Here is a 26,176-nt window from a genome sequence, read left to right on the forward strand (position 1 = left end):
TTCTTCGCGAGAGGGAAAGGGGATGCCGCAACACCCTGCCTGCCTTTCATTCCACCACGCCTGCCACCATCGGCAGCGAGTGGGGCCGGCTGGCCTGGCGATACTTCACAATCCGAGCGGGATTGCCGACGACGATCGCATAATCGGGGACAGGTCGCGTCACGACCGCCCCCGCGCCGACGACACAGTGCTTTCCTACATCCGCCATCACGATGGCACGATCGCCGAGCCAGCTATCCGTTCCGATGGTCACTCGAGGCCAGGTTCCGGGCTGTTCGCGGATGGGACAGTCTAAGCGTTCAATTCCATGCTGCTTCGAACCGTTCATGATCGAAACCTGAGAACCAATTAGCACGTCGTCCTGAATATCGACTTCTCCGATTACGCTATACGGACCAATGTAAGCCGACCTGCCGATAGCCGTTTTTGGATGGGAGAACAGAACTCCAAAGGAAATCACACAGTCCTCGTCTACCTTTTCCAACACGCCACTGTAGAACGCGCGGCGGAGGTAAACCCCACACTGGCCTGGAAGAAGTCCGATAGTTTGCGACCAACTGCTCAGGGCTCGACCCCTTCCCCAAATCGCGGCGTGGCAGAAAACAGCAAGCCACAAAGGAGCCACCAGCACACAGGCAGCCGAGTAAACCAATCGCTTGGCGATTTTCTTCATGCGTAGTCAGTGCGGTAGCGCGGCTCGGGGTTCATGTGCCTCATGCTAGGATTATCGCCGGAAGGCAACCACAGGATGACGCGGGCGCGATCAAGCGGGCGCGATCAGGCAGGCTCGCAAGCGACCTCACCGACGCGGACGCCGCAGGGCTGCGCACCTCCCAGTCTCCGCTGACCGATCTCGAAAATCATCATGGCTAGAATGAGATAGGTATGATTGGCCGTTTTGGTCCCGTGCCCGTCGATCACCTGCCGAACCGCATCGGGGCGGAAGACGCCCCGATCGAGGCACTGCTCATCGAGCAGAATTCGGCGGACGAGCCCGTCAAGCTCACGGCGGAGCCACAATCCCGTCCGCTCATAGGGCTGATAGCCGGGAACGCCCAGCTTGGCAAAAACCCGCATTTTCAATTTCGCTGCTTGCTGCTTCAACAGCCCCGCCTTCATCGGCGCTCCGACGTTGGCATTGACCACGGAGAGGAGTTGCGGCCGGCAGCGTTTCAAAATATGGCGCTGAATCGTCTCGTCTTGCTTCAGCTCTACCGGCGCGGCCAATAACAGGCCGATCAAGTCGGCATCCAACATCGGCACACGGACGTCGCACACCGAAGCGAACTTGCCCAGGCTCAGCGTCGTCTCACGGCGCAACCGTTCGTTCACGAAATAGTGCCAAATCGCTTGCCGGGGGTCCTCCAGATCGGGAAGTTCCGCAAACGACTGCTCGAAGGCCTCTCGAGGTGCGGTGGCCATGGCGTTGGTGTAGTCTCCTTGGAAGAGGCCTCCCGGGACGCCCTTGAGCATGTAGGATTGCAGGTGGCTAAAGAGCCAGTCCTGGGCCTCCTCACGTGACGAGATCGAGAGCGCGGCGTCATCGATCGAGTAGGCATAGGCCTTGCGCATGTGCATCAATTCGCCAGCGTGACCTCGGAGCAGCACCCGGATTCCCTGCTCGCGGTACACGGGTAATGTGGGGATGACGATGCACTGTGACAGGTACTGGCCGCCGGTCAAATCGACCATTCGATTCAGATGCGCTTCGAAGTTGCCGAGAAAGGCTTCGTCCAAGAGATGACTATGGTGGCGACAGCCCACCAGAGCGGCCATCTGCTGGGCGCACTGAAGATCTAAACTGCCTTGCATCCCCAGACAGACCGTCTTCAGATCGACCTGTTCGTGATTGATCAACCCCAAAATCGTCCGCGCATCCAGGCCTCCCGATAGCGCCAGCCCCAGTCCTGCGGTGCCTGAGGAGGAACGCCGGACCGCCGGAACCATGGCATCACAGATAGCATCGAGCCACTGGCTGGGGGTCCGGTTCCGATGCGCACCAGCCCACGGACCAACGTAACGCCTGACACGCCTCGCGCCGGTCTCGGTGGAAAACTCAAGCAGTGATCCGGCCGGCAGGACTTGGATATCTTGATACAGCGTGTCGCAGCCCAAATACTGGCCAAACGTAAAGAACTGCGCCATCCCCGCGGCCGACACCTTCGCGGGAACTCCGGCAGCAAACAGCGCAGCCAGAGAGGTCGAAAAGTACAGGACATCGTCTAGAACCGAGTAGTACAGCGGCCGCTGGCCAAACCGATCGTTCGCGATCCGGACCATCCCCGCAGACTCATCGAACATCACCGCGACGAATGCGCCCTGGACCTCTTCGAGGAACCGGTCACCGCGACTCGCGTACTGCTCGAGGAACTGCCGTTCCGGCCGCTTATTCGGCCCCCCCGGCATCTGGTAGATGTCGCCGAACAGTGTGAGAGAGTTAGAAGTCCCCGGGGTCGTCGCTCCGGCGGCCCCCAAGTCGGCATATCCATGCGCCAATCGGGCGACCGCAAACCGGCCACCCTCATCGACCCTTCGGGAGGCTTGGTACCAAGGCTCGCGGTAGACCGCGGCCAGCATGGCCTCGAGTTCCGTCGCGAGCGACAACCGCGTCTCGGCGGACGCCATCCCTAGTAAACTAGTCATAAGTCTAGACCGCAGAAACAGTTAGCAGATTCGTGTAGCGCTGTGTGGTGCGGCGCGACGTCACCAGGCGAGCGGCGGTGCGCACTCGGTGTGCTCCCGGCTCGGGGAGGCCGCGAGCATTATGGATGGCTAGGAAGTGGACGCCCGTTCGCTCGTCGCAGAACTTGATCCGGCCACCACCGAAGGCTCGCCGACATCGATCCGCTTCGGCAACGCAGTTGGGCGTGGGGAAGCGGACGAGGCGATCAGAACGCAAAAGCGTCCCCACAGAAATGCGTGAGCGGCCAGTGCTCGCACGACGGAATCGAATTGCTGCAGGCCCAATCTCCGGGCAACGCGTAAGAAAAAGACATACCCTTTCCCGCAGCAAGCAGGCCGCAACGACGTGCGAGATGGTTCAGTTCTGAGTTTCCGGAAATCACTTCCAGAACATCCGCGTCGGAACTGAAGAACTCCCGAACCAAATACGCCAACACCGCGCCGGCAGCCCGCGAATCCGACGCCTCAAACCCGAAGTCCATTAAGGTCATCAGGTTGAATCCTTTGTACTTTTCCGCCAATGGCTTCTCCTGCCAACGTCGCCGCACCACCATATAGGCGAACGGATCCGATGACGCCGCGTCGCGGAGCACCCACCAGTCCACTCTCCCCATCCGCCTCGCCGCTGCAAGTTTCTTTCTCAAAAGCGACAAGTCGGTCGAGAAATAAGCGGAATAGGAGCCCTTCGTGCGATCGAGTAACCGCTGCAACTCAGAATCGGTACAAGTATCTGCCGGGACGCAGTCGACGTCTGCACGCTGCCCGCGAGCTCGTGCTCTGGTCCAACGCCCCATGAGCCAGGCAGCGAACTGGGCAGGGCGACTGAGTGCCATCCGGAAAATTCGATTGCTCGCGTGGGCATCCAGAAAGGGCTGGGCGGAACGCACGGCGACAAAACGCGGAACGTACCCCGCAACGTCAATTCCAAGCTTGCTGAAGATGTGAAGCGTCACCTCGGTCGAGAACACCGATCCCCGGGCGATGCCCAATTCATGGAGATGTCTTGTTCCTTCCCCTTGAAGCTTCGTCGACAACCCCCTGCCGCGATACTCGGGTAAAGTGTAGTTATCTCCAGTCCAGGCCCATCGATAGGTCCTGCTCTCCAGCGTCACCTGATCGGGTATCACGCGAAAGTAAGCACAGAGTCGATCTTGTGGATCCAGCAGGTAGAACAACAGCGGGAAATCGTCCGCCGCGCCGGGGAATGTCGAAAAATGGGACAAACTCGCAGCATTCAGGATCGCCTCCGCGTGGGGATGCCTCGCTGCTAAAGCGCTGCAGTCCCCACAGCGAACGACGTGCATCCCAGAGCAGACGGTTGTATCTGAAACGCTTTGCATTTTCTTAGATTCTACCATCGCTCGACCAATCGAAGCGCAAGCCGCGATCGACCAGGGCCGGCAGCAAATGCTTTAACAGAATCAACGTGTAAGGACTCTCGTCATGCATGAGAACAATATCACGGGGTTGAGTTGAAGCCGCCAACTGCTCGGCACTGGAAACCGCGTCCGCCTCCGATCGAAACCGCCAGTCTTCAGAGGAACGCGACCACAGCACCGATCGCAGGCCGAGCTTTCTCGGCGCGATAGCGGTCGCGACAGAGATACTGCCGAGCGGGGGACGATGATATGGAGATGGAGTCGCCCCCTGTTTCAAAATTTCCTGTTGGCATTTCTGGAGGTCTCGGAGGTACGCTTGATATCGAAACGGCTCTCGGAGGGGATGTGAGAAGGAATGGTTTCCGAGCAGATGCCCCGCCTGCTCGATCATCCTCAACACCGAGGGCGCTCGATGGATCCGATTTCCCACGACGAAGAATATTGCCCGAGCGTTGTATGGTTCCAACAACTGCAGCACGGCCGGGGTTGTCTCCGGATGGGGACCGTCGTCGAATGTCAGAAGGACGCAATTGCCCATCCCGATCGGCAGACGCCGCAGAAACACCGAATTCGGAATGCAGGCGATCGCCAATCGCTTGATCATGGTTTCACGCCCCAATGCCGAACGAGCAGGCTATTCAATGCCGCGTAAGCGTCTCAGAGGAGCGGGCTCGTCCGCCAGAAGTGAAGGGCGGGCGTTGATACCGCAAATGAAATGCGCTGCTTGGATGGTCAACGCTTCCCAGCCAAAATTGAGGGTCGTCCACTCGCGCCCACGCTGGCCCATCGATGCACGCGTTTCGGGATCGGCTAGCAGAGCCATTAAGCTCTCGGTCAGCCGTTCCAGCCTTTGACAGTCCACCCTTCGGCCCGTCCGATCCTCGCAAATCGCTTCACCGGTTCCTCCCGACGCCCCTGTGATCACCGGTTTGCCACAAGCCTGGGCCTCGAGCAGCACCATTCCGAAGCCCTCGAAGTCGCCATCAACCGTTCGATTCGGCAGGGCGAAAATGTCACATTGCTGGTAACAACGCACCATTTCGTCGTCGGTGACTTCCTCGCGAAACTCTACCGAATCGGCAACTCCTAAATCGGCTACCAAACGTCCAAGCGTCTTTCTCTCCGGGCCATCACCGATGATCGAGTAGAGAAGGTTCGGCTGCGATTGGATGAGTTTGGGCATTGCGCGAATCAGCTGGTCTTGTCCCTTGCGTTTCTGAAGGCGGCCGACGGTCAGGATCACCGGCCGTTCGCCCCAGCCGAGCCGTTGACGGACGGCGGCGTCTCGCTCCGCCGGGCAGAAGCGATCGATGTCGACCCCGGGATGCAGAATGCGCAGCTGATTCTCCGAAACGCTCCAGGTTTTGCAAAGCAGCCCAGCCGTGTTCTCGCTGTTGGCGATCACCCGGTCGGCCGAGGTGAGCACCCGCCGCGTCATCCAGCGAAGCTCACGCGATCCGGATGCGATATTGAGCTCCTCTCCGTGGACATATACCAGATAGGGCATTCCCAACCTGCGTTTCAGCCACCAAGCGACGAATCCCTCTGGAAGGATTTTGCCGCAGTGGAGCTGGGTGGGGCGATGGAAGTCGATCAGCCGCTCGGCTCGCTGCGCGAGCTGCCGGTAGCAAGCCAGTCCCGATGGGCTAACCACGCCCCAGCTCGGGAAACTCATCGCGGCCCGTTCGACGCAGAGCGAATGGGTGCGGTCGAAGTCTTGATCCCGAGCCTGAGCCCCTGCCAGGATGATGGGCTCGGGTTTCTCAAGCCGTCGGTAGATCTCCCACAGCCAACGACCGCTACCGCCGTTGCGAGGGGGAAAGACTTCGGTCATCAACAAGACCTTCATGCCGATTCCGCCAATGTTTTCGAATTGAGCAGCACTTGGTACTGCGCGAGGACGTTTTCGACATGGGCTTGAAGTTGGAATCGACGTTCACATTGCCGCCGCGCTTCCCTGCCGAGCCGCTCTCGCGTCTCACGACCAGCAACGAGTCGCTCCATCGCGGCCGCGAGTTCGCCAGGTAACTTGGGGGGGACGATCAAGCCGGTTCGCTCGTGCTCGATCATCTCGGGGATCCCGCCGACGTCGCTGCCGATCACCGGTCGGCCGAGAGCCATGGCTTCCAACGTGGCATTGCCCAGCGGCTCGGCGTGGGACGGGACGAGTACGACATCGGCCGCGGTCAGCCAGCGTGGGACGTTCCGTTGAAATCCCGTGAACCGAACCGGCTGGCCGAGTTCTCTCGCCAGACGCTCCATCTCACGTCGATACGCCCCCTCATTCTCCAGATCGTCCCCCACGACGATCAGATCCGCTCGGGCGCGCGAGCCGTCCGGCAAAGCGGCCCAACCGCGCAAGAGATCGGCGACTCCCTTGCGCTCGATGATCTGTCCGGCAAACAGGACCACGACCTTATCGACGGGTAGTCCCAGTTCCTGTTTTGCTTGCTGGCGGTCCGCCTCGGTCGGCACATCCGGGATCGGCAGCCCGTCGTATACGACCGTCCGCGGGCTCATTCTTAACTTGGCTGACCGGTCGCACAGCAATTCCATCAGCGAGTTGGAGACAAACAGGTGCTGTTCGGCGCCGAACTTATTGAGCCAGTCAATCGCCTCGCGGTTGAAAATCCAGCGGTGATGGCAAATCCGCGGGATGTCCAATCGCCGCCCCGCATCGGACGCCAACTGATGGGTTGGCAGATCGTTGCTATGGAGGAGATCGGATCGCTCCTGCCGCAGTAGGTTGACCAGCGCGCTGCGCGATTTGCGGTACCGCAACCACTTCCGTTTGTCGGTGAACTGCTGGGGAATGAACTCACAGCGAATGCCGGCGTCGCGGAACCGAGTCAAGGCCTCGCCTTCGGTGCCAACGACCAGGAGCACATCGTGCCCGGCTTCGCGGAGCCCGACAGCGAGTCGTTCCACCGCGATCTCCGCCCCACCGACAAACGGAGCCCAGGAGGTGAGCGCGATCTTCAGCCGTTTTCCAATCTTACTCATGAGTCGCACGTGGGAGCTCAGACGGACAGCGGAAGGGGGGAAGCGGACGGGCTCGCCTGCTCTTGCGCTGCAAGGTGCTCGAAGTAGATTTCGGGATAGAGAGTCTCGCCGAGAGGCACTCCAGAAACGATCTGCGCCAGTTCAACACACCAGTCTGGGTTCGCCTCCAGCAGGCACGGGCCAGCGGGCGTAATGACAACGTCCCACCCCACGAACGGCATCCATCGGTCACGGGCGTGCGCTCGAAGCGTTAACGCGACGGCCTCGGGGAACAGTGGCACCTTCATTCCGGCGATCGGCGCACCTGTATCCGGATGGTGCTCAAAACTCCCTCGGGTTGGATCTTTCGCGACCGCCGCTCCCAGAGCACCGGTTTCCAGATCGATCAGCGCCGCGATCCCCCCGGCTTCGAAATTATCGACATGGGAGGAACCGGTCGGCATCCGCAAACAAGCCATCAGCAACTCGGGCTCGCCGCCCGGTCGACAAAACGAAATCGTGCGGATCGTACAAAGCCCCTCCACGGCGACCGGTGCCAGCAGGCTGTGGTTGCGGAGGCGGACTTGAAGAATGTGTCTCCGCTCGCCCGCCGTCTCGAAGCAATACTCCAGGAATGCACCCTCATCGAGAACTCTGTCGCCCCGTCGCCAGTTGCCAGCACCTTCATCAAAGGTCCACAACTGAAAGCCTCGCCCGCAGAGGAGATCCACCGGCTTAAGCACCAAATCACACTTTGGCAGCTCTCCGGCCGCGTCCGTGTACCATTTTTGAGACCCGTTCGGACCGAATACCGCAATCGCGTGAACCACTGGCAGCCCATGCTCAAGCCCACCTTCGAAGAACGCCTGCTTGTCACTCAAGGGCCGATCCGAAGGGAGTCTCGACATCAGCGTCGTAAAGAGGACGCTCAGTTCATCTTTGTGGATGAAAGAATTGGCACGATCCCCGTTCGCCTTCGAGAACAAGCGGAACTTGTAGTACACCGATGCGGGCACGTTCGACATCAGGCCAAAGCGAACGATCTCGCGAAGCTGTCTTCCGAAACCCAGTCCGCAGATCTTGCGAGTCCCTGGACCGTATTTGCGGAATGCTTGAAAAGTTTCCGAGATAAATCGGAACGGCCATAAGAGCAACGCAGTCCAGATGCAGCACGTTCTGAATGCAGACGGAGGTTTCTGCCAATCAAAGCCGAGCGCTAAGCGGTGCAGACACGACGCCGGATCATTTCGCTTCGCGCTGGTAAACCAGGGAAGCATCATGGGACAATGCTCTACGGTGAGGGGAAGTATGTCGTCCCACCATCGTCCATAAAGCCGGTTCCATACGGCGCGCGGCACCAATCTCTTGGCGACATGCTTCAATATGAGATACACGAGCTTACTCCCCCAGCGCAATAATGAACGCGACAGGACCTGGCATCAGACCACACCCTTGATTTGCTGACGCTCAGCAAACTCGGATGTTTCGCTGGCGGCCAAGCGGGCATGTCGCTGGGCAGCCAGATGCTCAAAGTAGATTTCGGGGTAGAGAGTCTCGCCGAGAGGCTCACCCGAAACGATTTGTGCTAGTTCGACGCACCAATCCGGATTGGCCTCCAGCAGCCACGGTCCGCTGGGCGTAATGACGACATCCCACCCCACGAACGGCATCCACGGATAAACCGCATGCGCTCGGAGAGAGAGCCTCTTCGCTTCGTCAAAACAGGGAACCTGGAATCCGGTGATCGGGGCGGTAGTGTCGGGATGGAACTGGAAGGGCCCTCGCGTCGGATCCTTCGCGACGGCATCTCCCAAAATACCCGTCTTCAGGTCGATCGGCGCGGCAATCCCGCCGGCTTCGAAATTGTCCACATGAGCCGAACCGGTTGGCATCCGAAGGCAGGCTAACAGCAAGCCTGCCGCTCCGGACGGCCTCCGATAGGTGACGGTGCGAATCGTACACAGCCCCTCCGCCGCGACTGGCGTCAGGAGGGGATGGTTGCGGATACGAACCTGAAGTATGTGAGGCCGCACTGCCGACGCCTTGCAACAGTGTCGGATAAACTGTTTATCGTGAAGCAGTGCTCCATTCCTGCGCCAGCCTTTCTGATCCGGATCATAACGCCACAACTGAAACCCCCTTCCGCAGGCAAGATCCACCGGCTTGAGCACAACATCGCAGAGGGGGAGTTCGTCACGATTACCAGCGTGCCACTTCTCGACTGCCCCATCGGAAAAGGCGGCTATCACGTCCACCACTTCGACCCCATAGCGACGTCCACTCTCAAAAAAAGCACGCTTATCGCGCAGCGGGAAGTTCGATGGCAGATCCAATTGAAGCATCGGAAAGAGGACGCTCATCTCATCCGCATGAATATAGGACGGCGCCCGACGTGCGTTTCGCGGATCAAATAAACGGTACCGGTAATAGTACAAGGGCGGGATGTTTTCCCGAAGTGCGTAGCGGAGCATTCCGGCATACTGCGTTCGGCGGTTGATTCCATGGACCCTGCTGATCGGCGCCGCGTATCTTCGCAGGAGCCGTCCCGCATCCCACAGCAGGCGAAACGGCCATAATACGGCCGCGGTATACACAGAAACGGAAGTCAGTGTCGACGGCTGGTCTTTCCAGTGAAAGGAAAAGGCCAAGCGGTGCAGGCGACTCGCGTTGCCACCATCGACCGCACAGGTGAACCAGGGCAGCATTACCGGGCAATAGTCGACGGTCAGCGGCCTCAGGTAACGCCACCACCGTGCCCGCAAACGCTCCCACGTCGGGGCCGGGAGAATGGACTTGACCGTCGCTTTGAGTAAAGAAATCATGAGTCGGTTTCTTCCAATACGGTGCTGAACTGGAAACTCAAGCGGACGACGGGAGCGGGGAAGTGGCCAGGCTGGCCTGCTCTTGGGCTGCAAGATGCTCTAAGTAAATTTCGGGACAGACAGTTTCGCCAAGCGGCACTCCAGAAACGACTTGAGCCAGTTCAACACACCACCCCGGATTCGCCTCCAGCAGACACGGGCCGCTGGGTGTAATGACAACATCCCACCCCACGAACGGCATCCACGGATAAAGGGCGTGTGCTCGAAGCGATAACGCGACCGCTTCGGGAAACAGGGGTACTTTCGTTCCGGTGATGGGTGCACCTGTATCCGGATGATGCTCAAATGTCCCGCGGGTTGGATCTTTCGCGACCGCCGATCCCAAAGAACCGGTTTCCAGATCGATCAGCGCCGCGATTCCCCCGGCTTGGAAATTATCGACGTGGGATGCACCGGTCGGCATCCGCAAACAAGCCATCAGCAGTTCGGGATCACCGCCCGGTCGACAGAACGAAATCGTGCGGATTGTGCATAGACCTTCCGAGGCGAGTGGTGCCAGCAGACCATGGTTGCGGAGGCGGACTTGCAGAACCTGCCTCCGCTGGCCTGCCGTCTCGAAGCAATACTTCAGGAAGGCATCCTTATCGAGGACCTTGCCGTCCTTTCTCCAGTTGCCAGTGTCTTCATCAAAGGTCCACAACTGAAAGCCTCGCCCGCAGAGAAGATCGACCGGCTTAAGCACCAAATCACACCTTGGCAGATCTCCGGCCGCGCCGGTGTACCATTTCTGAAACCTGTTCGGTCCGAATACGGCAAGCGCGTGAACCACTGGCAGCCCATGCTCGAGCCCACCCTCGAGGAATGCCTGCTTGTCGCTCAAAGGCCGATCCGAGGGAAGTCCCGACATCAGGATATCATAGAGGGTGAGCAACTCCTCCTTGTGAATCCATAAGTTGGCACGATGCCGATTGGCGGGCAAGAATAAGCGATATAGGTAGTACGCCGATGCGGGCACGTTCGATGTCATGCCGTGACGCACAATTTCGAAAAATTGCATTCTGCAACTGAGGCCGTGCATTCTGCGAGTCCCCGGGCCATATCTTCGCAATGCTTGCAAAGTCTCCGAGAAGAATCGAAATGGCCAAAACAGCGACGCGATCCATACGCAGAACGTTCTACAAAAGGACGGCTTTTTCTGCCAATCAAAGCAGAGTGCCAGGCGATGCAGGCGTGAGGCCGGGTCATTTCGCTTCGCGCTGGCGAACCAGGGAAGCATCATGGGACAGTGTTCTACGGTGAAGGGAAGAATGTCATCCCACCAGCGACCATACAGCCGGGTCCACATGGTGGCCGGCACCACTCTCTTAGCAACGTGCTTGATTGTGAGATACACGAGTTCACTCCCGCGGCGTTTTGGCGACCGCTTTTTTCCATTGAAAGGAAAGGCCAAGCGGTGCAGGGGGCCCAGATCGCCACCATTGACCGCACAGGGGAACCAGGGCAGCATGACCGGACAATCATCGATGGCCAGCAGCCTCAGATAACGCCACTACCCCGCCCGCGGTCGATCGTATGTCGAGCCAGGGAGAATGGACTCAACCGCTGCCTCGCGGAGAGAGATCCTGAGTCGTTCAGAATCGAGCGATAGACCGCTTCGAGTTGGCGTTGGCTGCTTGCCGGGTTGAACTCGGTGGCGACACGGTCTCGAGCGGCGCTGCCGAGCGACTGCCGCAGGGGGGCGTCAGCGGAGAGCCGTCGGACGGCGTCGGCGAGGCCTGTGAGATCCCCGGTCCGGACGACGACCCCCGCACTGCCGACAACCTCTTCCACCGAACAGGCTGCATAGGCGGTGACCGGCTTTTTACAAGCCATCGCTTCGCACACGCTCATTCCGAACGATTCGTGCTCACTGGTGCTCACGAACAGATCGATCGCCTCCAAGAAAGGGATCACCGGCTCGACGTGCCCCAACCATCGCACGCTTCCGTTTCGCTGAGCCGATTCGATTCGCGGGTGGATGCTGCGGAAATACGATGCGTCGCCGGGGACTTCACCTCCGGCGAGTACGAAATGGAGCCTCGGTACCGTCGCGAGACGCTCCGCAAGCGAGAGAAAATCGTCGATCCGTTTCCCCGGCCGCAGCGCACAGGCCATTCCGACGACGACATCGTCTTCCTGGACTCCCCACTCACGCCGCAGCCGCTGGCGAGATGCTTCGTCGGACTGGAATCGGCCGAGATCAATCCCGAGCGGAATCACATGCTGGCGTGCACCCCGAACCGTGCGCTCAGCGATGGGCCCGCACTCCGCCCTCATTTGCGGCGTGCACCAAATGAGTGCTTCGGGCTCCCGTTTGGCAAACGTCCAGTCCGCAAATCCCGCGTCGAGTTTGCAACGCACATGGCAGACCACCGGAAGCCGGGCAAGCTTTGCCACCGCCGAACCGAATGGATACACGTTGTACTCATTGCAATGAATGAGGTCGACCTTTTGTCGACGTGCCCAGCGGGCAATCCGTAAAACATGGTAAAATGCGCGCACCAAATTCCGGCGATCTGGCCACGGCATCGGATCGATTCGCACCGCGAAGCGTTCCTCCCGAAGCCAAGCGGCAAGGTCTCCCTCCTGCTGGACGACAACGCACCCGAGGACGCCATTCTCGCGCCCATGCAGCAGCCAACCCTGCAAGCTTCGGGTCGTGCTGACGAGGTTGGGATTGCAGGTGAGGTAAAGGACTCGCATCGCTTTGCATTCAATTTGCTTGAAGCTCGGCGGGGATCTCTTCTCGACAAGTAAATAAGACGTTTACTTGTGCGAGCCCCGTGCGGGCTAGGTCCTCGATCTCTTTGATCCCTTCGTTGTGAATCACGTAAGCGCGGTACCCGAGTTCGGCCAGCCGCGTCTGGAGCTCGGTTTCCGAAGCGTCCATTCCTGCCAGATACCGAGGGGTGATCTCGACGACCAAATCGGGCCGGTGCTCCTCCAATATCCTCTGCATGCCGAGCAGCGCCTGCGCTTCAGCCCCTTCCACATCCACTTTGACCATCGAGACCCGCACGTCGCTGGGGATGAGCACATCGCCTCGCTCGGCTTGGACGACGATCTCCTGCGAAGGATTGGCCAGTGGGCGGAGCGACGAGGTTCCCAGATGGTTCGCCGGGCCCGCGTAGAACTTGAGCCGTGCCGAGCGGTCGAACGCTGCCTCGGAATACGTGGTGCAGTTGGTCAGCCCGTTCAGGCGAATATTCGCCTCGAGCCGTTGCCGAGTTGCAGGAAAGGGCTCGAAACTGATCACCCTGCCGAGCGGCCCGACGCGGCTTGCGGCGAGCAGGGTGAAGTAGCCGGCATTCGCCCCGATATCGACGAACACATCGCCCGGCTTGAGAAGCGCCATCACGACCCGGGTCGTCGGAGGCTCGTACTCTCCGGTCACGTAGACATGCCGCCCCAACCAGTCGCTCACATCGACCCGCATTCGCAGGCCATGACGCATCCGAATGGTGCGGTCGTCCGGCTGCTCAAAGCTTCGTTGGCATTGCCCGAGCGCGTACGGGATCAATCGCCAGCGGATCGCTTCGAAGGGAACACGGCGAGTAAATTCGGCAAGCGCAGAGACGGCGAGCTTCATTTCGGTTTACCTTCAAGCTTCGGACAAACAGCTGGCGGGGGAGCCAAAGACCCGCGATGAGCCGATCCGTGCTTGCAGATCCTGCAAGACCACCGCTCGCTCGCATTGAGCCACGACGCTCTGGGAAGCCTGCACGAGCGCGTTTCGCAGCGACTCGTCCCGCCCAAGGCGAACGAACGCATTGGCGAGCATCTCCACATCCCCCGCGGCGACCACTAACCCACAGCGGCCGCCGTCGGCCAAGCGGCGCGGACCGGGCAAATCGGTGACCACGACCGGAACCCCAGCCGCCATCGCTTCCAAGATGACGATTCCGAGCGATTCATTCGGCTGCGTCGCCGGTAGGCAGAAAGCATCAAAGGCACTCATCCATTCATGCACATTCGGCTGCTCCCCGACCAGAACGACGCGTCCCGCGAGCCCCAACTGCCGCACCAAATGCCGGATTCCCGCTTCGTCCTCTCCCTGTCCGACCAAGACCAGTTTTGCGGACGCGAGACGCGACGAGGCCACAGCCAGCGCGCGCACCGCGACGTCGAATGATTTTTGCCGGCACAGCCGACCCACGCCACCGATCACGAAGCTGCCTTCGAGCCCCCACTCCTTTCGGATCCGGTTCCTCGCTCGCCCCAACCGCTGGAATCGAGCAAGATCCATCGGCGGATACCACAGAGCGCACCGCGCCGGCGGATAATGCATTCCGTTTCGCCAATGGCCCATCTGCACGTCATTATTGAAGAGCGCAAGGGTCACGTTGCGATAAGCCAGACGTGAGGCAACGGCCAGTTCGAGGTGCCAAATTTCCGGCTTGGGAAGAAGCCCTAGCCAGCGGCGCCGACCTTCGCTGCGGCTCACAAACCCCAGATCCGTGCCGTGGTGCACGACCACCTCCCGGACCCCGGCCCAAGGGGCGGCCGCAAGAAATGGAAAAAAGTTGGGCATCGGTGTGTTGCACAAGAAGATCACGTCAGGCCGAATGGTGCGCAGCGTCTGATAGGCTTTGATGAGGTGCCGTGGCCGCACAGAGCGCGTATCAATATCAACCCCTGGGTGGAGCACCACCTGATCCGGATACTGCTCCGCCAAATCCGAAAAGACGTTCTTCCCGAAACTTATGAAATGGAACTGATCCCCTTGTTCAAGAGCGGCGATCGCGAGCTGACGCGTTCGGCTCTGCAAGCCCCCACGCATCCACGGATGCTCGTTCAAGATGAGCCACTTCACGGCCTTACCTGCGGTTTGATCGGCTTCGACAGGTGAGCATCCGAGACAGGCTCCCACTCGGTGAACCGCTCCCCGATTCGCTCGAAAAGCCGTTCATTTTGCTCCTGGAATATCGGGTAAAGATGCTCTACGACCTGCTGAGGGATCCCCGGTTCGCGGCGAGCTTCGGTGTACTCGTGGCGCTTCGCGCAGTCCTTGAGTCGTTGCGGGACCCAGGGTGCGATCCGCGTCCAGATCGGCGAATAACGTACGGCATGCAGCACACCGCGAGCTCTCCGCACGGTCGGCTGGCCGGAGTTGTAAGCCTCGCCGAGATTCTGCGGCACCACCTCGGGATCGATCCGCAGAAACCGATAACAAGCCCGCATTACCGTCTGAGGATCGGACTTCAACTTCTCGAAAGTGGTCAGAAAGAACTGCTCCCGTGGAAAGTGTTGAAAATACGGTTCCAGCTGCATCGCATAGCAACTGACGTCCACGTAGTGCGAGTGGCGACGAAGCGCCCGCGCCATGCTGCGAGTTTCGTCGTTGTAATGCACCGAATGCCAGTAGTGCGAAACGGCGCGCGACAATGGCTCTCGCATCACATAGATGAACCGCACGTTCGGAAGATGCTCTGCAATCCGAGCGGCAACGCCTTCATGCAGCGGCGTCTTCGTGTAATGCGTCGACGCCTCGCCGATCGCGACCGCACCGCCGGCTCCCGCAAACAACCCCTGATACCAACCCCACCCCCGTTCCCAGGTATGTTCCTTTGCAAAAAACCCTGGCTCCTTGAAATCGGTCATGAACACCGAGGGGTGCGCAGCTAAGTACTTCCACAACGAAGTCGTTCCCGACTTCATGGCGCCGATGACCAGGAAGTTGGGCATCACCATCGTATTTTTCGAGGACGAGAGAGTATTCGTAGCGATCATCTCTGACACCGACCGGTTTGCCACTGCCCAATTACCTCCGCGACCGGCTGGACGCAACGCTCCCAGCGAAAGTGCTCCGAGATGCGTCGGGAGGACATTCGGCCTACCGTCGGATCCTCCGCCAGAAAAGCGGATATCGCACCTGCGAATTCGTCTCGGTCACCGACCGCAAAGAAGCGTGCGGCGGCGGGTTCCGGCGCGGCGACCTCGCGGAAATAGTCCAGGTCGGAACCGATGACGGGCCGCCCCAAACTCCATGCCGCCAGCAGAGCACCGCTGCCCGTAATCTTGCGGTACGGGAGCAGCACCGCCTCGCTGGCTGAGACGAAATCCGAAAATTCCTGATCCGTCAGCTGGCGATCGACGAGCACCAGATTCTCGAGCGCAGCGGCGGCAGAACGCAACGGTCCGATGTCAAACGCGGCATGCGGCTGGCCGGCAATCAGAAACTGCACGTGGGGTCGCAACCGACGGGCTGCGTCCGCCACCAAATCGAATCCCTTGTAATCGCGGAGGTTTCCGATCGCCACGAGCAACGGCCGATCCTCCCGAAGCCCGCAAGCCCTGAGGACCTCCTGCCGCGGGCGCGGTGAGGGATAGACCCCATCGTAATTTCCGTGCGCCATCACCACCACCGATCCACCCACCCGGTACTTCCGCCGGAACATCGCGGCGGCCGACTGGCTATGGCAGAGGATCAAGTCGCTCTCGCTCGCGAGGACGCGATACCCGATCCGATCGATCCAGCTCGCCCCCTCGTGGCTTTCCACGTTGTGCAGGGTCCAAATTCGCTTGATGCCGAGCCTCTTGGCTCGCCGGACGTACCGGGTCAACCCGGCGACGCCTCGCAAAGGAGCGCTCCAACCGCCCTGGCGCTCCCGCCACAGCGGTTCGGGCCAATGCAGGTGGATCGCGTCGATCGCGGCCGCATGGGAGTTCAACCAAGCATCGTTCACGTGACAGTCGCACTCGCAGTGCACGCCGAATGGAGCCAAGGCGGCATGAAAGAGGCTGCGATAGGGATTCACATCGCATGCGCTCGGCCAAGAAGCGACCCGAAAGCTCATCGCGAGACGTTGTCTCCAGCCAAAGGCCCTGAAAGGGTTCCGGGGGAGACGGCAAGCGCGCCCTCCTCGGAGCGGTCAGCTGCGGCGTGCCCGGAGGCCTTCAACTGCCCCCAACACTGGTTCGCCTCAATCATCCGCTCGACCCAGATCTGGGGCGAAGCGGAGACTTGGCTCCACCGGTACCGGCATTCGCAAAGCAAGGCTTTCCGCCAAAGCCAACGCGGCCGACCGAAGAATCGGCTCCCTCCGCCCAGGGGAGTCTGCCGCGCGGCGAACTCCCCTTGCCCTCGATAGAAGCCGGCGAGGTACCTCCGAGACAACCGCTCCCGGGGGATGTAGTGCCGGACCTGGGCCGTCGGAACCCAGCAGCCTCGGTGTCCTGCCGCGAGTAGTCGACGGAGCACGCTCACCTCGTCCCCACGCATGGTCGAACCAGGCCGCAGACCGACCTCGGGATCGTAGGGGTAGCAACGCTGGACCTTCGTTCGCACCGCATAGTTGGCGCCGAACGGGGTCTTCGATTCGCTCAGCTCAAAAACCTGGCCCCCGAAATCGCGAGTTGCGAAAGCCGCCTCCACCCGCGGAAAGACCTCGACCAGCCAACCCGGCGGCTCGACCTCGAACCAGGGATGGATCGGCCCTCCGAAAAAGGAAGCGTCCGAGTATCGCGTGGCGGCTTCCGCGTAGGCGACCAACCACTCGCGATCGACCAACACATCGTCGTCGGTCCACACGATCAACTCTCCAGCGGCGGACGCGAATGCCGAGTTGCGGGCGTTGGTCTGACCAGGCACGGGCTCGAACAGCCGCCGAAGAGGCAGTTCGGAAGCGTACTTGGCGATGACCTCGTCCGTGTCGTCGGTGCAGTTGTTGTTGACCACGATCAGTTCCCAGCCCCCGGCAGGCTCCTGCAAGGCCCGCATCTGCTCAAGAGTCTGATCGAGCAATCGCGCCCGATTCCAGGTGCAAACCGCGACGGTCAATTTCGGCCCTGCCCTGCGGATCATGTCGCTGCCTCCCCATCCATTGCTCCCGCGGCGAGCACGGGCGTCTCCTCTACCTCCGGCCCCACACGACGCGGCTCGGAGCGGGCAGAGCCTGTGGCCAAGGCCTCGAGACGGCTTGCGAAATCAGCCACGGGATCCGCCGGCAGTCGCCGCCGTATGTGATAAAACGCTGCCTTACCCAGTTCGGCCAGACGATCTCGATTCCGCCAAGCACGCTCCAGCGCGGAGTCGACCGCTTGCCACGAGCGCGCCGACGCGATGAAACCAGTCCGCTCGTCCTCGACCACCTCGGCGGCCCCGGTGTCATCGGTCACCACAAATGGCCGCCCGCATAGCATTCCTTCCAACACCGCCAGCGGGAGTCCTTCGCCGCGAGACGCCAAGATCCCGAGCTGATGAGTCCTCCATACCCCCGCAATGTCGTCCGTCACCCCACAGAACTGAACCGAGTCGACATTCCAATGCTGTTGGAGCGCCCGCAGGTAGTGTTCATCGGGACCGGAGCCATAAAGGGAAACACGGATTTTCCGCCTTCGCCATTTGTCCTGCGCAAGCACCCGAAAAAGAAGGTCATGCCCCTTGATTCCCGACTCAAGCCTCGCAACGCACGCCACCCTCAGCGGCTCACCTCCCGGAGGTGCCTCAAACCGCTGATGATAATACACGCTGAACGGGTTACAGATCACCTCCGCGTTCGAGAGTCGCGTCGCGAGCTGAGTCTCGAGTAGCTCCCGATTGTGTTGCGAAACGAAGAATACTCGGCTGGCATTCACGTACGCGGACCGGATTTCCTCAAACGCACGTCCCTTTGGCCAAGCGAAATCAAATGCCGCCTGAAGTACGATTGCGTACTTCGCCGAAGCTGGCATCTCCGCCAATACCCGCGCAAGATTTGTAGTGTTGATAGGACAGGAAAATACCAACACCGCATTCTCACAACGTTCAAACCATGCGTGGCGGGTACGATTCCGGATGCCGCATCGCGCCAGTCGGCTGCGTATCCCAACGCTCGGCGAGATCGGTGGCCGCCGATGCACGTCCACTCCCGCGACACGCAAGGCTTCGAGGTGCGGACTGGCGGACTTACCCCAGTCCTTAACGCTTGCGGCCACGCGATGCCCCTTTTTCGAAAGCCGGATAGCCGTCTCGGACCAAAGGATTTCGCTCCCACCCCAAGCGTATCCCTCCATCGCCGAATAAAAGCTAAAATTACTCATCAGATAAACACGCTGGAGCAAGTCCTACCTTCGAAGCCAAACGATCCTTCAGCGACCGAACATGAGATCCCCACCGCGGCCGCCGGATATCTTCGTTGGAAAACGCAGCCCGTACGGGGGGCAAATTTAGCTGCAACGGTAGCCTGATCGTCCGCCGCTTGGCCGCCCCACCGGACGTGAGCTCATCTGCAAACGCCTCCCAACGCTTCACGGTCTGCTCGATCGTGAAACTCGAAGCGATCAGCTCCCGTCCCGCCGACGCCAGCCGACCCCGCAATGCAGGGCTATTCCGCAACTGGAGCAGACATCGGTCGAAATCCTGCTGCCGGTCACAACACTGCAAGCCAGTGACCCCATCGCGCACCACCTCCGAGGTTCCGTCGGACAAACGCGTGGTCAGTGGAACGAGGCCGCACGCCATCCCATCCATTACAGCGGCGGGGGTGCCTTCGTAATCTGAGAGCAGCGTGATTACCTGAAAAAAGCTCAGAACCTCCGAGATCTTTTGTTCGGGGATCGGCCCGAATATCGTGACCCGGTCGGACAACCCCCGCGAAACGACAGTCTCTTCAAGCCACTTCCGCTGCGAACCATGCCCCACGAAGCCTACATGATCGCAGACTCCGTTCTCGAGGTTCCGCATAAGCGCAGCAGCCGTTTCGCGAATCCGCTTCTGTCGCTCCTCGAGCCGTCCCACATAGACCACCCGTAATCCCGCGGCCGACTGGTTAGAAATCGCGGAAGGCTGCGAAACACCCGAAGGTATGTACGCAAACTTGGTGCGCGAGCCAGCGTTCGTTCGGATCCGTTCCTGCAGACGACTCGAGACACAGATCACGCCACTTAAAGCCCAAGCAGGATCGCCGGTGACAAAATCCCCCACCATCTGCCAGTAGAAGGGATCATCCGAGCGGAAGTAACCGAGCGTCGGGATACCAGCAGCTCGAGCCCAACGACTGGCAAAATAACCGCTGACGAAATGGTCTGGAACAAAAAGATCGGGTGGCCACCGCCGCAGGCGAGCCAGAATCCACCGGACTCGCTCCTCGGTGAAGGGTGGCGAGCGCCAAGGAAAACGTTCGACCAAGACGCCCGCCTCTCTGGCGAGCCACTCCGCAGAGGGGCTGCCGCCGTCATAAAGCACGAGGACTTGAACCTGATGCCCCCGAGCGACGAGGCGAGGAATGAGACGACGGAGATTGACAACCGGCCCCCCCATATATCTCGGCGAATCGAACATCATGAATGTGATGCGCATTTCAGTCGCTTTGTCGCTGTCGCGCCTCGACCACGGGCTGCTCTGGCTCCCAGGCAATCTCTGGAAGGTGGCTTTTGCTGGCGAAAATGTTCAATCGGTGATGCTTTCCATTGACGACGTCCCGCCTTAGAAAAGGCCGCTTCGAGGCCATCTCCGAATGAACGTGCAGGAGGTACCCCGCCTGTTCCAAAATGCCGACCAGTTCCGCCAACCGTTGCGGCCGGTCAACAAACGCATGGTACTCCACAAACAAGCGATCGACATTGACAAGTCGTTCTGCGCAATCATGCAAAACGTCGATCTCAGCACCCTCGATGTCAATCTTCAGTAGGTCCACAGGTTCACCGAGAAGATCACGGAGCCTTACGGCTCTGACTCCCAATTCACCTCCCTGCGTGGTGCTCTCTGTCAGCCCGCGCAGGTGCCCCCCAACGCCTCCTTGCGATTTAAACAGAAGTTGCCCGTCCTCGTTCCACACGGCGGCTTCGATGACCTCGACCGAATTAAGACCACTGCAGTTCTCACGAAGCATCCGGCAGATGGCCGGATCGGGCTCGAAGGCGGTCACCCGAGCCTGCGGAAAAAGACACTTCCAGAAATGCACTGTCACCCCAAGATTTGCGCCACAGTCTATGATCCTTGGGTCCTGCCGATCGCATCGGAACTCGTAGCTCCGATTCACAAATACACAGCGGAACATGTGCGCGAACTCACGTGCATCCGTGACTTCAAAGGTTCTTCCTAACGCAGCGACTTGGCCCTCAGCCGTTAATGCAACTCCAATGGACTCATATCCGTCAAGAACTGCTGAACTACGATCGGAGCCGCCTCTTGGCGATTCCGGACTCCGAATCATCTCCAGCATGTTTCGCAAGTTCATCTTCGCTTCGTCCCTCCCAGCCCTGAGTCCTAATCGCTCTAGGTGTAGCACAAACCCCAGCCGCCCGGTCGCGACAAATGCGTCACGCCAAGCCTTGCGGAGATCCAATCACGCACGGATCAAATGCATCTTCTTCGCAATCGATCCTGTCCGAAGCATCCAACTGGGCGTGGCGCGCAAAAGCCTCATCGCCAACCTGTACTCACCTGCCCGTCCCCTAAAATCTTGAATCGCGTCCCACTCCTGCCCTCCTACCGAATGGAATACCAGCTCTCGATAGGCCTCCAGCGTCCGCTCGGCCATCTCCTCTGGATCGTACTTCCGCGGCCCCTTGCGACAGAAAGCCGTGTCTTTGACAGTGCGATCTAGAAGCAAAAACTGGCCGTCACAAAATGTCCGGATTAACTTTGCCGTGATGCTGTGCTTCAGATCAAGATACAAAGTCCCCTCTGGCGTCTCGCCAAAAAATACATTCTCGTCGCAGTCGTCTATAATTATCGGTGCATCGGCGGCAATTTTTGGATACAAGATAAGCAGATCGCGGTCGATGCGGCCGTCAGCGTCGAGCATCAACAAATCGATCGATTCTGGGACCCCCCGAGCAAGCTCAAGATCCTCAAGGCCACCGACGAACAACTCGACGCGGCTCTCCAGCTTCGCGGCTTGGAAATTTCGAAGCGCGATCTCTGAATTTTGCTCCGGAGTACCGTACCTTCGCCTCGTGCTGAATTCTCCTCCCATCTTGTCGACCGTCAAAATGTCCGCAGCGGTTCCGGCTGCAGCGGCTCCCAACCCTAGAGCAATGGTTGCAGCACCGTGAGCGGTTCCGACTTCGACGATCTGCCCTCCTCCAAAAACTTTGGCGGTGTCAAAGAGTGCGTCATAAACTTCGCGAGAGAGCATACCGTTGGCTGTGCGAACGAGGATTCGCATCTTCTCTCGGAGCCCGACCGAGGTATCGTTCAACTCATTCACGGTCTCGATCCTCATGTGTAGAAAATTCCAGCTTACGCGCCCACTGCGGCCTCACTGCCCCAACAATGCAGTAGAAAGCGCAGGCAAGCGAATGGAACTGGTTGCGACAAGCGCCGCCAAAAAGCTTTTGCAAACGTGCTTGATTGGGCCGGCGAGCGATATCACGAACCGACAGCGACTACTCGGACAGGCGATGAACGGGGAGTGGAGGTTGCAAGTGCCAGGCAGAGCCCGTCCCTCCCAATACAGTCGCTCTCCACAGACACCTCAACAGGGATCTCCTTAAGATAGGAGAGCATGACGCCCGCTCTACAGCTCACGAGAACGAGGCTGAGTCGAAGGCTCCGGTCGATGGCTGGAACCGGTTCGATACGAACACTTAAATTCGATGTTCCTCGCGGAACCGTTACTTGATTCTGGCCGCTCATTCCGGCAAGCCGCGTTCGCTGGCCGTCCCGATCCCAAACCGTGTACTCAACATAAATCTCTTGCTCATGCGACGACTGAAGCTCCAGATCGGTCGTTATGACAGAGGGAACTTTCAATGCATTCGCCCGTCTCTCCCGGACGAGAGTGGGAGCCGTATAGCGGACGACCCGAAACTCCTCTGGCTGCACCATTATAGGCGCCGGCAAGGCCTCACTGATCCCGGGCTCACACTCTTGGTAACGAGCAAAACAATCGGAGACATCTCCTTCGCATTCGATCTGGCCACGGTTGAGCAACAGGGCGCGGGTGGCGAACCTTCGAATGTGCATCTCCTGGTGGCTTACCAGTATCGCTGCGGATCCGGCCGAAATGATCTCGCGGATCCGATTAAAGCACTTGAGCTGGAACGCTGCATCGCCGACGGCGAGCACCTCGTCTAACAACAGAATGTCCGGGTTCTGCTCAATCGCAATGGCGAACCCCAGTCGCACTTGCATACCGGAAGAATACGTGCGGACGGGTGTGTCAAGAAATTCTTCGATTCCTGCGAAGTCGACGATCCTGTCCATCCGCTTCGCGATGCTTCGCCGAGTATGCCCCAAAATAAGTCCGTTGATATAGATGTTTTCGCGTCCGGTAAGGATCGGGTTGAATCCGGCTCCCAGCGCGATAAGGGCGCCAAGCCTGCCGCGGATGGCGATCGTTCCTACATCCGGCTTGATCAACCCGTTCAGGAGCTTCAGCAACGTCGTCTTTCCCGCCCCATTGTGACCGATAAGCCCCAGGCACTCCCCCCGCTTAAGGGAAAAGGAGATTCCCTGATTCGCCCAAAATTCGCCGTCACGTAGGCTCTGCACGCCGCGGTTCCATGCAACAAGTTCTGCAGCCGAATCTTTGACCGCATACCACAGACTCTTTCGAAGATTGCGGCAGAACCTTTTGCCCAGCCCGTCACAAACAATGAGTTGATCATTCATGGCTACATTCCCATCCTGGCTACGAGATGGGGCATCACGATGCGGACCACAACGAGAGACACGAAACCGACCGACAAGGAAATGGGGATCACGATCAGGATCGCTGGCAGATGCTCCAGAGAACCGGTCGTCAGCAGGTCGCGACTGCCCATCAGTATCGGTGTCATAGGGTTATATCGGATGAGCAAGCCGGCGATCCCATGTTCAGGTGGCGGGTAAACGACTGGCGCCATGTACATCAGGAAAGCCATCAACACGGGAATCGCCTGCTGGACGTCCGTGTACAGGCTGCCGAAGGGGACCAGTAGTACCCCCAGAGCAGTGCCGATCGCGAAGATGGCCAGAATGACCACGGGAGTCAGCGCAATTGTCCAAGGCGGGACGACCTGATAGATCACAAAGACCGGGACCAACACGATCGCGTAGATGAAAAACTCGAATATGGCTCGCGCCGTTCCCGCGGCGATGAATGCCTCGACCGGCACCTTGAGCTTCATGAACACGGGCTTTCCAGCGTTGAATGCAGCTACGGGGCTCTGCAGGAGCTTTACAAAGGTCTGCCAAACGATGCTGCCGATGATCACGAAAACCGGGTAGGGGATCCCCGGGTCGCTGATGGACACCACTCGCTGGCTGTGAAGGAACAGCCATACCAGCGTCGTTACGATCGGAGGCATGAATAGCCAGACGTACCCAAGAAGACTCTGGCGGAACTGAGCCTTCAGATCCCGTAGAAAGAGGACCCAGATCAGTTCCCGGCAGCGGAGCAAATCGGCAACGACCTGCCGGATCAATCTCCAGGGATGGGTTAGTGGCGAATCCGGCGAGTACACGATTTCCGGCATCGCGGACGAGGCCACTGCTAACCGCGGCCCACCGACCTGATCCGACGTATCACTGAAAGGATGCATAGACTGCTCAGGAGCAATTGGTGGAATGGCAGGAGAGAACATCCTCTGCCGAGGTTCCAGGTTTTTCGGCCCGTTCCGACGTGCAGTCTGCGAACCCGTCTTTTCCCGGTTCCCGCAGCAGTCTCGGATTAACGGCTGTCTGCCGGCGATGCCCCATGCCATGCCGCAGGTTCGCGCCCCCAGGGGGTTGCGTATCTGAGAACTTCGCCGTCGCAGACATCACCATGGATCTCTTGCAGGTCTTCCGCGGCCTGCAGCTTTAAAAAACTTAGTCCGACCAGGCACACGTAGTACGGCAGCTCGAGCCCTTCGAGCGAGACGAACTGCGCTGAGACGATGAAACCGACCAGCGCCGTCCAGACCATGCGAGCCGTGGCACCTGGAGTGAGGCCCTGCGAATCCGACTTGTCGAGCCGCACGTATCGCCACAACTCCGACAGCGTCAAGCCGTAGAAAGCGGCGAGAAGAAACAGTCCCGGCAGACCGAGTTCCGCCATGATCTGCAACCATAGGGTGTGGGCTTCTTTTCCGGATCCATAGGCGTCACTGACGCCCCCGGTGATACGGTAGCGATCCACCAAGCGGGGGAAATGGTCGGGACCCTTGCCGAAAACCGGGCTTTCGAGGGTCATCTGGCCGCAGATTCGCCACAAGTCGATGCGGCTTTCCGCCGACCAGTCGGCTTCCCCCTCATCGGCGCCTGTGAGCGTCGTGTTCGTCATCGAACTGAACCGCTCCACGACTTCGGGGCCGGCCATCGCCAGGGCGATCACGACGCCGAGAGTCATCAGCCCTAGATTGCGGGAAGTCTTCGGAATGACGACAGCAGTCGCTAATCCCACCACGCACAGCCCCAGCATCCCGCCACGCGAGAAGGAGAAAAAGACAGCGTGGGTCAGAAATGCCGCGAAGGCAAACGACAAGTATCGCCGCCAGGCGACGGTTTCACTGAGTCCAAGGAAGAACGCAAAGCCAACACCGGTCACCAATCCAATCGTCATTGAGTTGTTGTCCATGCCTCCGAAGCCGTCGAACGCGAGGCGATTGAAGCCATCGAAATAAGACCGGTTCAGATCGTAGGCGACGTAGCCCACACTCCCGACGATCGTCCACGCCAGTTGCCAAATGTCTTTCCGGGTGTTGATCAGCGTCAGGCCGGCGAGGGTTGGCAGGACAATCTTTGCCATGTTCTCCAGAAACGAGAGCGCGACCTGCGGGTACTCACATAAAGCTGCGCTGACAGCTGCCCAGATGAGAAACCAAAGCAGTGCGAAGGCCGGCCGGCGCGCCCGGCCAAACGACCAGTTCCCGAATCCGCTCAGGGCCCATCCCAGTAGGAATGCGACCGCAATAATTCGGCTGTAGTTCCCGGGCGGTACCGACCAGTGCCACAGCGATTCGGGTCGGATGATGGAAAAGCAAACGTAGATCAAAAAGCCGTAGTACGGCCGGACCAGGCTTACGGCGGCCCCGCCATAAGTCATCAGGAGGGTGAAGATCAATCCCATGGCTGCCTCACCTGCTCTTTTCCGACAGGATAACGCCCCCGGAGGGGCGGGAAACCCGGATCCTCATCGCCGATCCGGCTCTGCTGTCAACGACGTTTGCTTGGGAACGGCCGTGCCTGCCCCAGGAAATGAACCGGGGGCAGACACGGCCGAAGCGTTCGTCAGTGGTGGGCAGCCCCGGTGTCTAGGCCAGCTCTCGGGGATGTAATTCAAACATCCCCCAGGGGCTCCAGAGCGGTTCGTCGCTGCCGTCCACCTCAGCCCGCACTCGCACGCGGTAGCTTCCCTCGCCCAGCTCGCTCGGGGGCGTCAA

General features: G+C 59.7%; 22 protein-coding genes. All 22 read right to left on the reverse strand.

What is annotated here, in order from left to right:
- Positions 1–46 precede the first annotated feature (46 nt).
- Positions 47–673 carry an acyltransferase gene (locus GNK13_RS14775; protein ID WP_164103324.1) on the reverse strand — a complete coding sequence of 209 codons (627 nt, stop codon included), beginning with the start codon at positions 671–673 and terminating at the stop codon, positions 47–49.
- A 104-nt stretch (positions 674–777) separates the two neighbouring features.
- Positions 778–2,643 carry an asparagine synthase-related protein gene (locus GNK13_RS14780; RefSeq protein WP_164103325.1) on the reverse strand — a complete coding sequence of 622 codons (1,866 nt, stop codon included), beginning with the start codon at positions 2,641–2,643 and terminating at the stop codon, positions 778–780.
- A gap of 245 nt (positions 2,644–2,888) precedes the next feature.
- The gene (locus GNK13_RS14785) at positions 2,889–4,040 is read right to left on the reverse strand and encodes a hypothetical protein (protein WP_203329079.1); all 1,152 of its coding nucleotides are present in this window, start codon (positions 4,038–4,040) and stop codon (positions 2,889–2,891) included.
- The gene (locus tag GNK13_RS14790) at positions 4,027–4,665 is read right to left on the reverse strand and encodes a polysaccharide deacetylase family protein (RefSeq protein WP_203329080.1); all 639 of its coding nucleotides are present in this window, start codon (positions 4,663–4,665) and stop codon (positions 4,027–4,029) included. Before GNK13_RS14790 ends, GNK13_RS14785 begins: the two co-directional genes overlap by 14 nt.
- Positions 4,666–4,695: 30 nt before the next feature.
- Positions 4,696–5,910: a glycosyltransferase family 4 protein gene (locus GNK13_RS14795; RefSeq protein WP_164103328.1), complete on the reverse strand. Its 1,215-nt coding sequence runs from the start codon at positions 5,908–5,910 to the stop codon at positions 4,696–4,698.
- Positions 5,907–7,064, reverse strand: coding sequence for a glycosyltransferase family 4 protein (locus tag GNK13_RS14800; RefSeq protein ID WP_164103329.1), 1,158 nt, complete (start codon positions 7,062–7,064; stop codon positions 5,907–5,909). Before GNK13_RS14800 ends, GNK13_RS14795 begins: the two co-directional genes overlap by 4 nt.
- Before the next feature lie 17 nt (positions 7,065–7,081).
- Positions 7,082–8,437 (reverse strand): sugar-transfer associated ATP-grasp domain-containing protein, encoded by a 1,356-nt coding sequence (locus GNK13_RS14805; RefSeq protein ID WP_164103330.1) that lies wholly within the window; start codon positions 8,435–8,437, stop codon positions 7,082–7,084.
- Positions 8,438–8,482: 45 nt separating this feature from the next.
- The gene (locus GNK13_RS14810; protein ID WP_164103331.1) at positions 8,483–9,865 is read right to left on the reverse strand and encodes a sugar-transfer associated ATP-grasp domain-containing protein; all 1,383 of its coding nucleotides are present in this window, start codon (positions 9,863–9,865) and stop codon (positions 8,483–8,485) included.
- A gap of 37 nt (positions 9,866–9,902) precedes the next feature.
- Positions 9,903–11,372 (reverse strand): sugar-transfer associated ATP-grasp domain-containing protein, encoded by a 1,470-nt coding sequence (locus tag GNK13_RS14815; protein ID WP_164103332.1) that lies wholly within the window; start codon positions 11,370–11,372, stop codon positions 9,903–9,905.
- 29 nt (positions 11,373–11,401) lie between these two features.
- A complete protein-coding gene (locus tag GNK13_RS14820; RefSeq protein ID WP_164103333.1) occupies positions 11,402–12,607 on the reverse strand; it encodes a glycosyltransferase family 4 protein in 1,206 nt (401 codons plus the stop codon).
- A gap of 10 nt (positions 12,608–12,617) precedes the next feature.
- Positions 12,618–13,493, reverse strand: coding sequence for an FkbM family methyltransferase (locus GNK13_RS14825; protein ID WP_164103334.1), 876 nt, complete (start codon positions 13,491–13,493; stop codon positions 12,618–12,620).
- A 12-nt stretch (positions 13,494–13,505) separates the two neighbouring features.
- Positions 13,506–14,684: a glycosyltransferase gene (locus GNK13_RS14830; RefSeq protein ID WP_235935184.1), complete on the reverse strand. Its 1,179-nt coding sequence runs from the start codon at positions 14,682–14,684 to the stop codon at positions 13,506–13,508.
- Positions 14,685–14,713: 29 nt separating this feature from the next.
- Positions 14,714–15,634 (reverse strand): sulfotransferase, encoded by a 921-nt coding sequence (locus GNK13_RS14835; protein WP_164103336.1) that lies wholly within the window; start codon positions 15,632–15,634, stop codon positions 14,714–14,716.
- Positions 15,631–16,662 (reverse strand): glycosyltransferase, encoded by a 1,032-nt coding sequence (locus tag GNK13_RS14840; protein WP_164103337.1) that lies wholly within the window; start codon positions 16,660–16,662, stop codon positions 15,631–15,633. The genes GNK13_RS14835 and GNK13_RS14840 overlap by 4 nt, the downstream gene beginning before the upstream one ends.
- A 35-nt stretch (positions 16,663–16,697) precedes the next feature.
- Positions 16,698–17,708 (reverse strand): glycosyltransferase, encoded by a 1,011-nt coding sequence (locus GNK13_RS14845; RefSeq protein ID WP_164103338.1) that lies wholly within the window; start codon positions 17,706–17,708, stop codon positions 16,698–16,700.
- A complete protein-coding gene (locus tag GNK13_RS14850; protein WP_164103339.1) occupies positions 17,705–18,925 on the reverse strand; it encodes a glycosyltransferase family 4 protein in 1,221 nt (406 codons plus the stop codon). The genes GNK13_RS14845 and GNK13_RS14850 overlap by 4 nt, the downstream gene beginning before the upstream one ends.
- Positions 18,918–20,183 (reverse strand): glycosyltransferase family 4 protein, encoded by a 1,266-nt coding sequence (locus tag GNK13_RS14855; RefSeq protein ID WP_164103340.1) that lies wholly within the window; start codon positions 20,181–20,183, stop codon positions 18,918–18,920. The genes GNK13_RS14850 and GNK13_RS14855 overlap by 8 nt, the downstream gene beginning before the upstream one ends.
- A 1-nt stretch (position 20,184) precedes the next feature.
- Entirely contained in the window at positions 20,185–21,063 is an 879-nt protein-coding gene (locus tag GNK13_RS14860; protein WP_315852995.1) for an FkbM family methyltransferase, read from the reverse strand.
- Positions 21,064–21,171: 108 nt separating this feature from the next.
- Positions 21,172–22,038 (reverse strand): class I SAM-dependent methyltransferase, encoded by an 867-nt coding sequence (locus tag GNK13_RS14865; RefSeq protein ID WP_164103342.1) that lies wholly within the window; start codon positions 22,036–22,038, stop codon positions 21,172–21,174.
- Positions 22,039–22,199: 161 nt separating this feature from the next.
- Positions 22,200–23,444: an ABC transporter ATP-binding protein gene (locus GNK13_RS14870; protein WP_164103343.1), complete on the reverse strand. Its 1,245-nt coding sequence runs from the start codon at positions 23,442–23,444 to the stop codon at positions 22,200–22,202.
- Between the two features lie 2 nt (positions 23,445–23,446).
- Complete coding sequence (locus tag GNK13_RS14875) at positions 23,447–24,355, reverse strand: ABC transporter permease (protein ID WP_164103344.1); 909 nt, start codon at positions 24,353–24,355, stop codon at positions 23,447–23,449.
- 128 nt (positions 24,356–24,483) lie between these two features.
- The gene (locus GNK13_RS14880) at positions 24,484–25,863 is read right to left on the reverse strand and encodes an O-antigen ligase family protein (RefSeq protein WP_164103345.1); all 1,380 of its coding nucleotides are present in this window, start codon (positions 25,861–25,863) and stop codon (positions 24,484–24,486) included.
- Between the last annotated feature and the right edge of the window lie 313 nt (positions 25,864–26,176).

It is taken from the genome of Candidatus Laterigemmans baculatus, from assembly GCF_010367455.1.
GTDB lineage: Bacteria > Planctomycetota > Planctomycetia > Pirellulales > Pirellulaceae > Laterigemmans > Laterigemmans baculatus.

Excerpts from the sequence above, each read along its gene's own strand:
- GNK13_RS14775 (WP_164103324.1), bottom strand. The coding sequence starts at position 673 with ATGAAGAAAATCGCCAAGCGATTGGTTTACTCGGCTGCCTGTGTGCTG.
- GNK13_RS14780 (WP_164103325.1), bottom strand. The coding sequence starts at position 2,643 with ATGACTAGTTTACTAGGGATGGCGTCCGCCGAGACGCGGTTGTCGCTC.
- GNK13_RS14785 (WP_203329079.1), bottom strand. The coding sequence starts at position 4,040 with ATGGTAGAATCTAAGAAAATGCAAAGCGTTTCAGATACAACCGTCTGC.
- GNK13_RS14790 (WP_203329080.1), bottom strand. The coding sequence starts at position 4,665 with ATGATCAAGCGATTGGCGATCGCCTGCATTCCGAATTCGGTGTTTCTG.
- GNK13_RS14795 (WP_164103328.1), bottom strand. The coding sequence starts at position 5,910 with ATGAAGGTCTTGTTGATGACCGAAGTCTTTCCCCCTCGCAACGGCGGT.
- GNK13_RS14800 (WP_164103329.1), bottom strand. The coding sequence starts at position 7,064 with ATGAGTAAGATTGGAAAACGGCTGAAGATCGCGCTCACCTCCTGGGCT.
- GNK13_RS14810 (WP_164103331.1), bottom strand. The coding sequence starts at position 9,865 with ATGATTTCTTTACTCAAAGCGACGGTCAAGTCCATTCTCCCGGCCCCG.
- GNK13_RS14815 (WP_164103332.1), bottom strand. The coding sequence starts at position 11,372 with ATGCTGCCCTGGTTCCCCTGTGCGGTCAATGGTGGCGATCTGGGCCCC.
- GNK13_RS14820 (WP_164103333.1), bottom strand. The coding sequence starts at position 12,607 with ATGCGAGTCCTTTACCTCACCTGCAATCCCAACCTCGTCAGCACGACC.
- GNK13_RS14825 (WP_164103334.1), bottom strand. The coding sequence starts at position 13,493 with ATGAAGCTCGCCGTCTCTGCGCTTGCCGAATTTACTCGCCGTGTTCCC.
- GNK13_RS14830 (WP_235935184.1), bottom strand. The coding sequence starts at position 14,684 with ATGCGTGGGGGCTTGCAGAGCCGAACGCGTCAGCTCGCGATCGCCGCT.
- GNK13_RS14835 (WP_164103336.1), bottom strand. The coding sequence starts at position 15,634 with ATGATCGCTACGAATACTCTCTCGTCCTCGAAAAATACGATGGTGATG.
- GNK13_RS14845 (WP_164103338.1), bottom strand. The coding sequence starts at position 17,708 with ATGATCCGCAGGGCAGGGCCGAAATTGACCGTCGCGGTTTGCACCTGG.
- GNK13_RS14850 (WP_164103339.1), bottom strand. The coding sequence starts at position 18,925 with ATGAGTAATTTTAGCTTTTATTCGGCGATGGAGGGATACGCTTGGGGT.
- GNK13_RS14855 (WP_164103340.1), bottom strand. The coding sequence starts at position 20,183 with ATGCGCATCACATTCATGATGTTCGATTCGCCGAGATATATGGGGGGG.
- GNK13_RS14860 (WP_315852995.1), bottom strand. The coding sequence starts at position 21,063 with ATGAACTTGCGAAACATGCTGGAGATGATTCGGAGTCCGGAATCGCCA.
- GNK13_RS14870 (WP_164103343.1), bottom strand. The coding sequence starts at position 23,444 with ATGAATGATCAACTCATTGTTTGTGACGGGCTGGGCAAAAGGTTCTGC.
- GNK13_RS14875 (WP_164103344.1), bottom strand. The coding sequence starts at position 24,355 with ATGCATCCTTTCAGTGATACGTCGGATCAGGTCGGTGGGCCGCGGTTA.
- GNK13_RS14880 (WP_164103345.1), bottom strand. The coding sequence starts at position 25,863 with ATGGGATTGATCTTCACCCTCCTGATGACTTATGGCGGGGCCGCCGTA.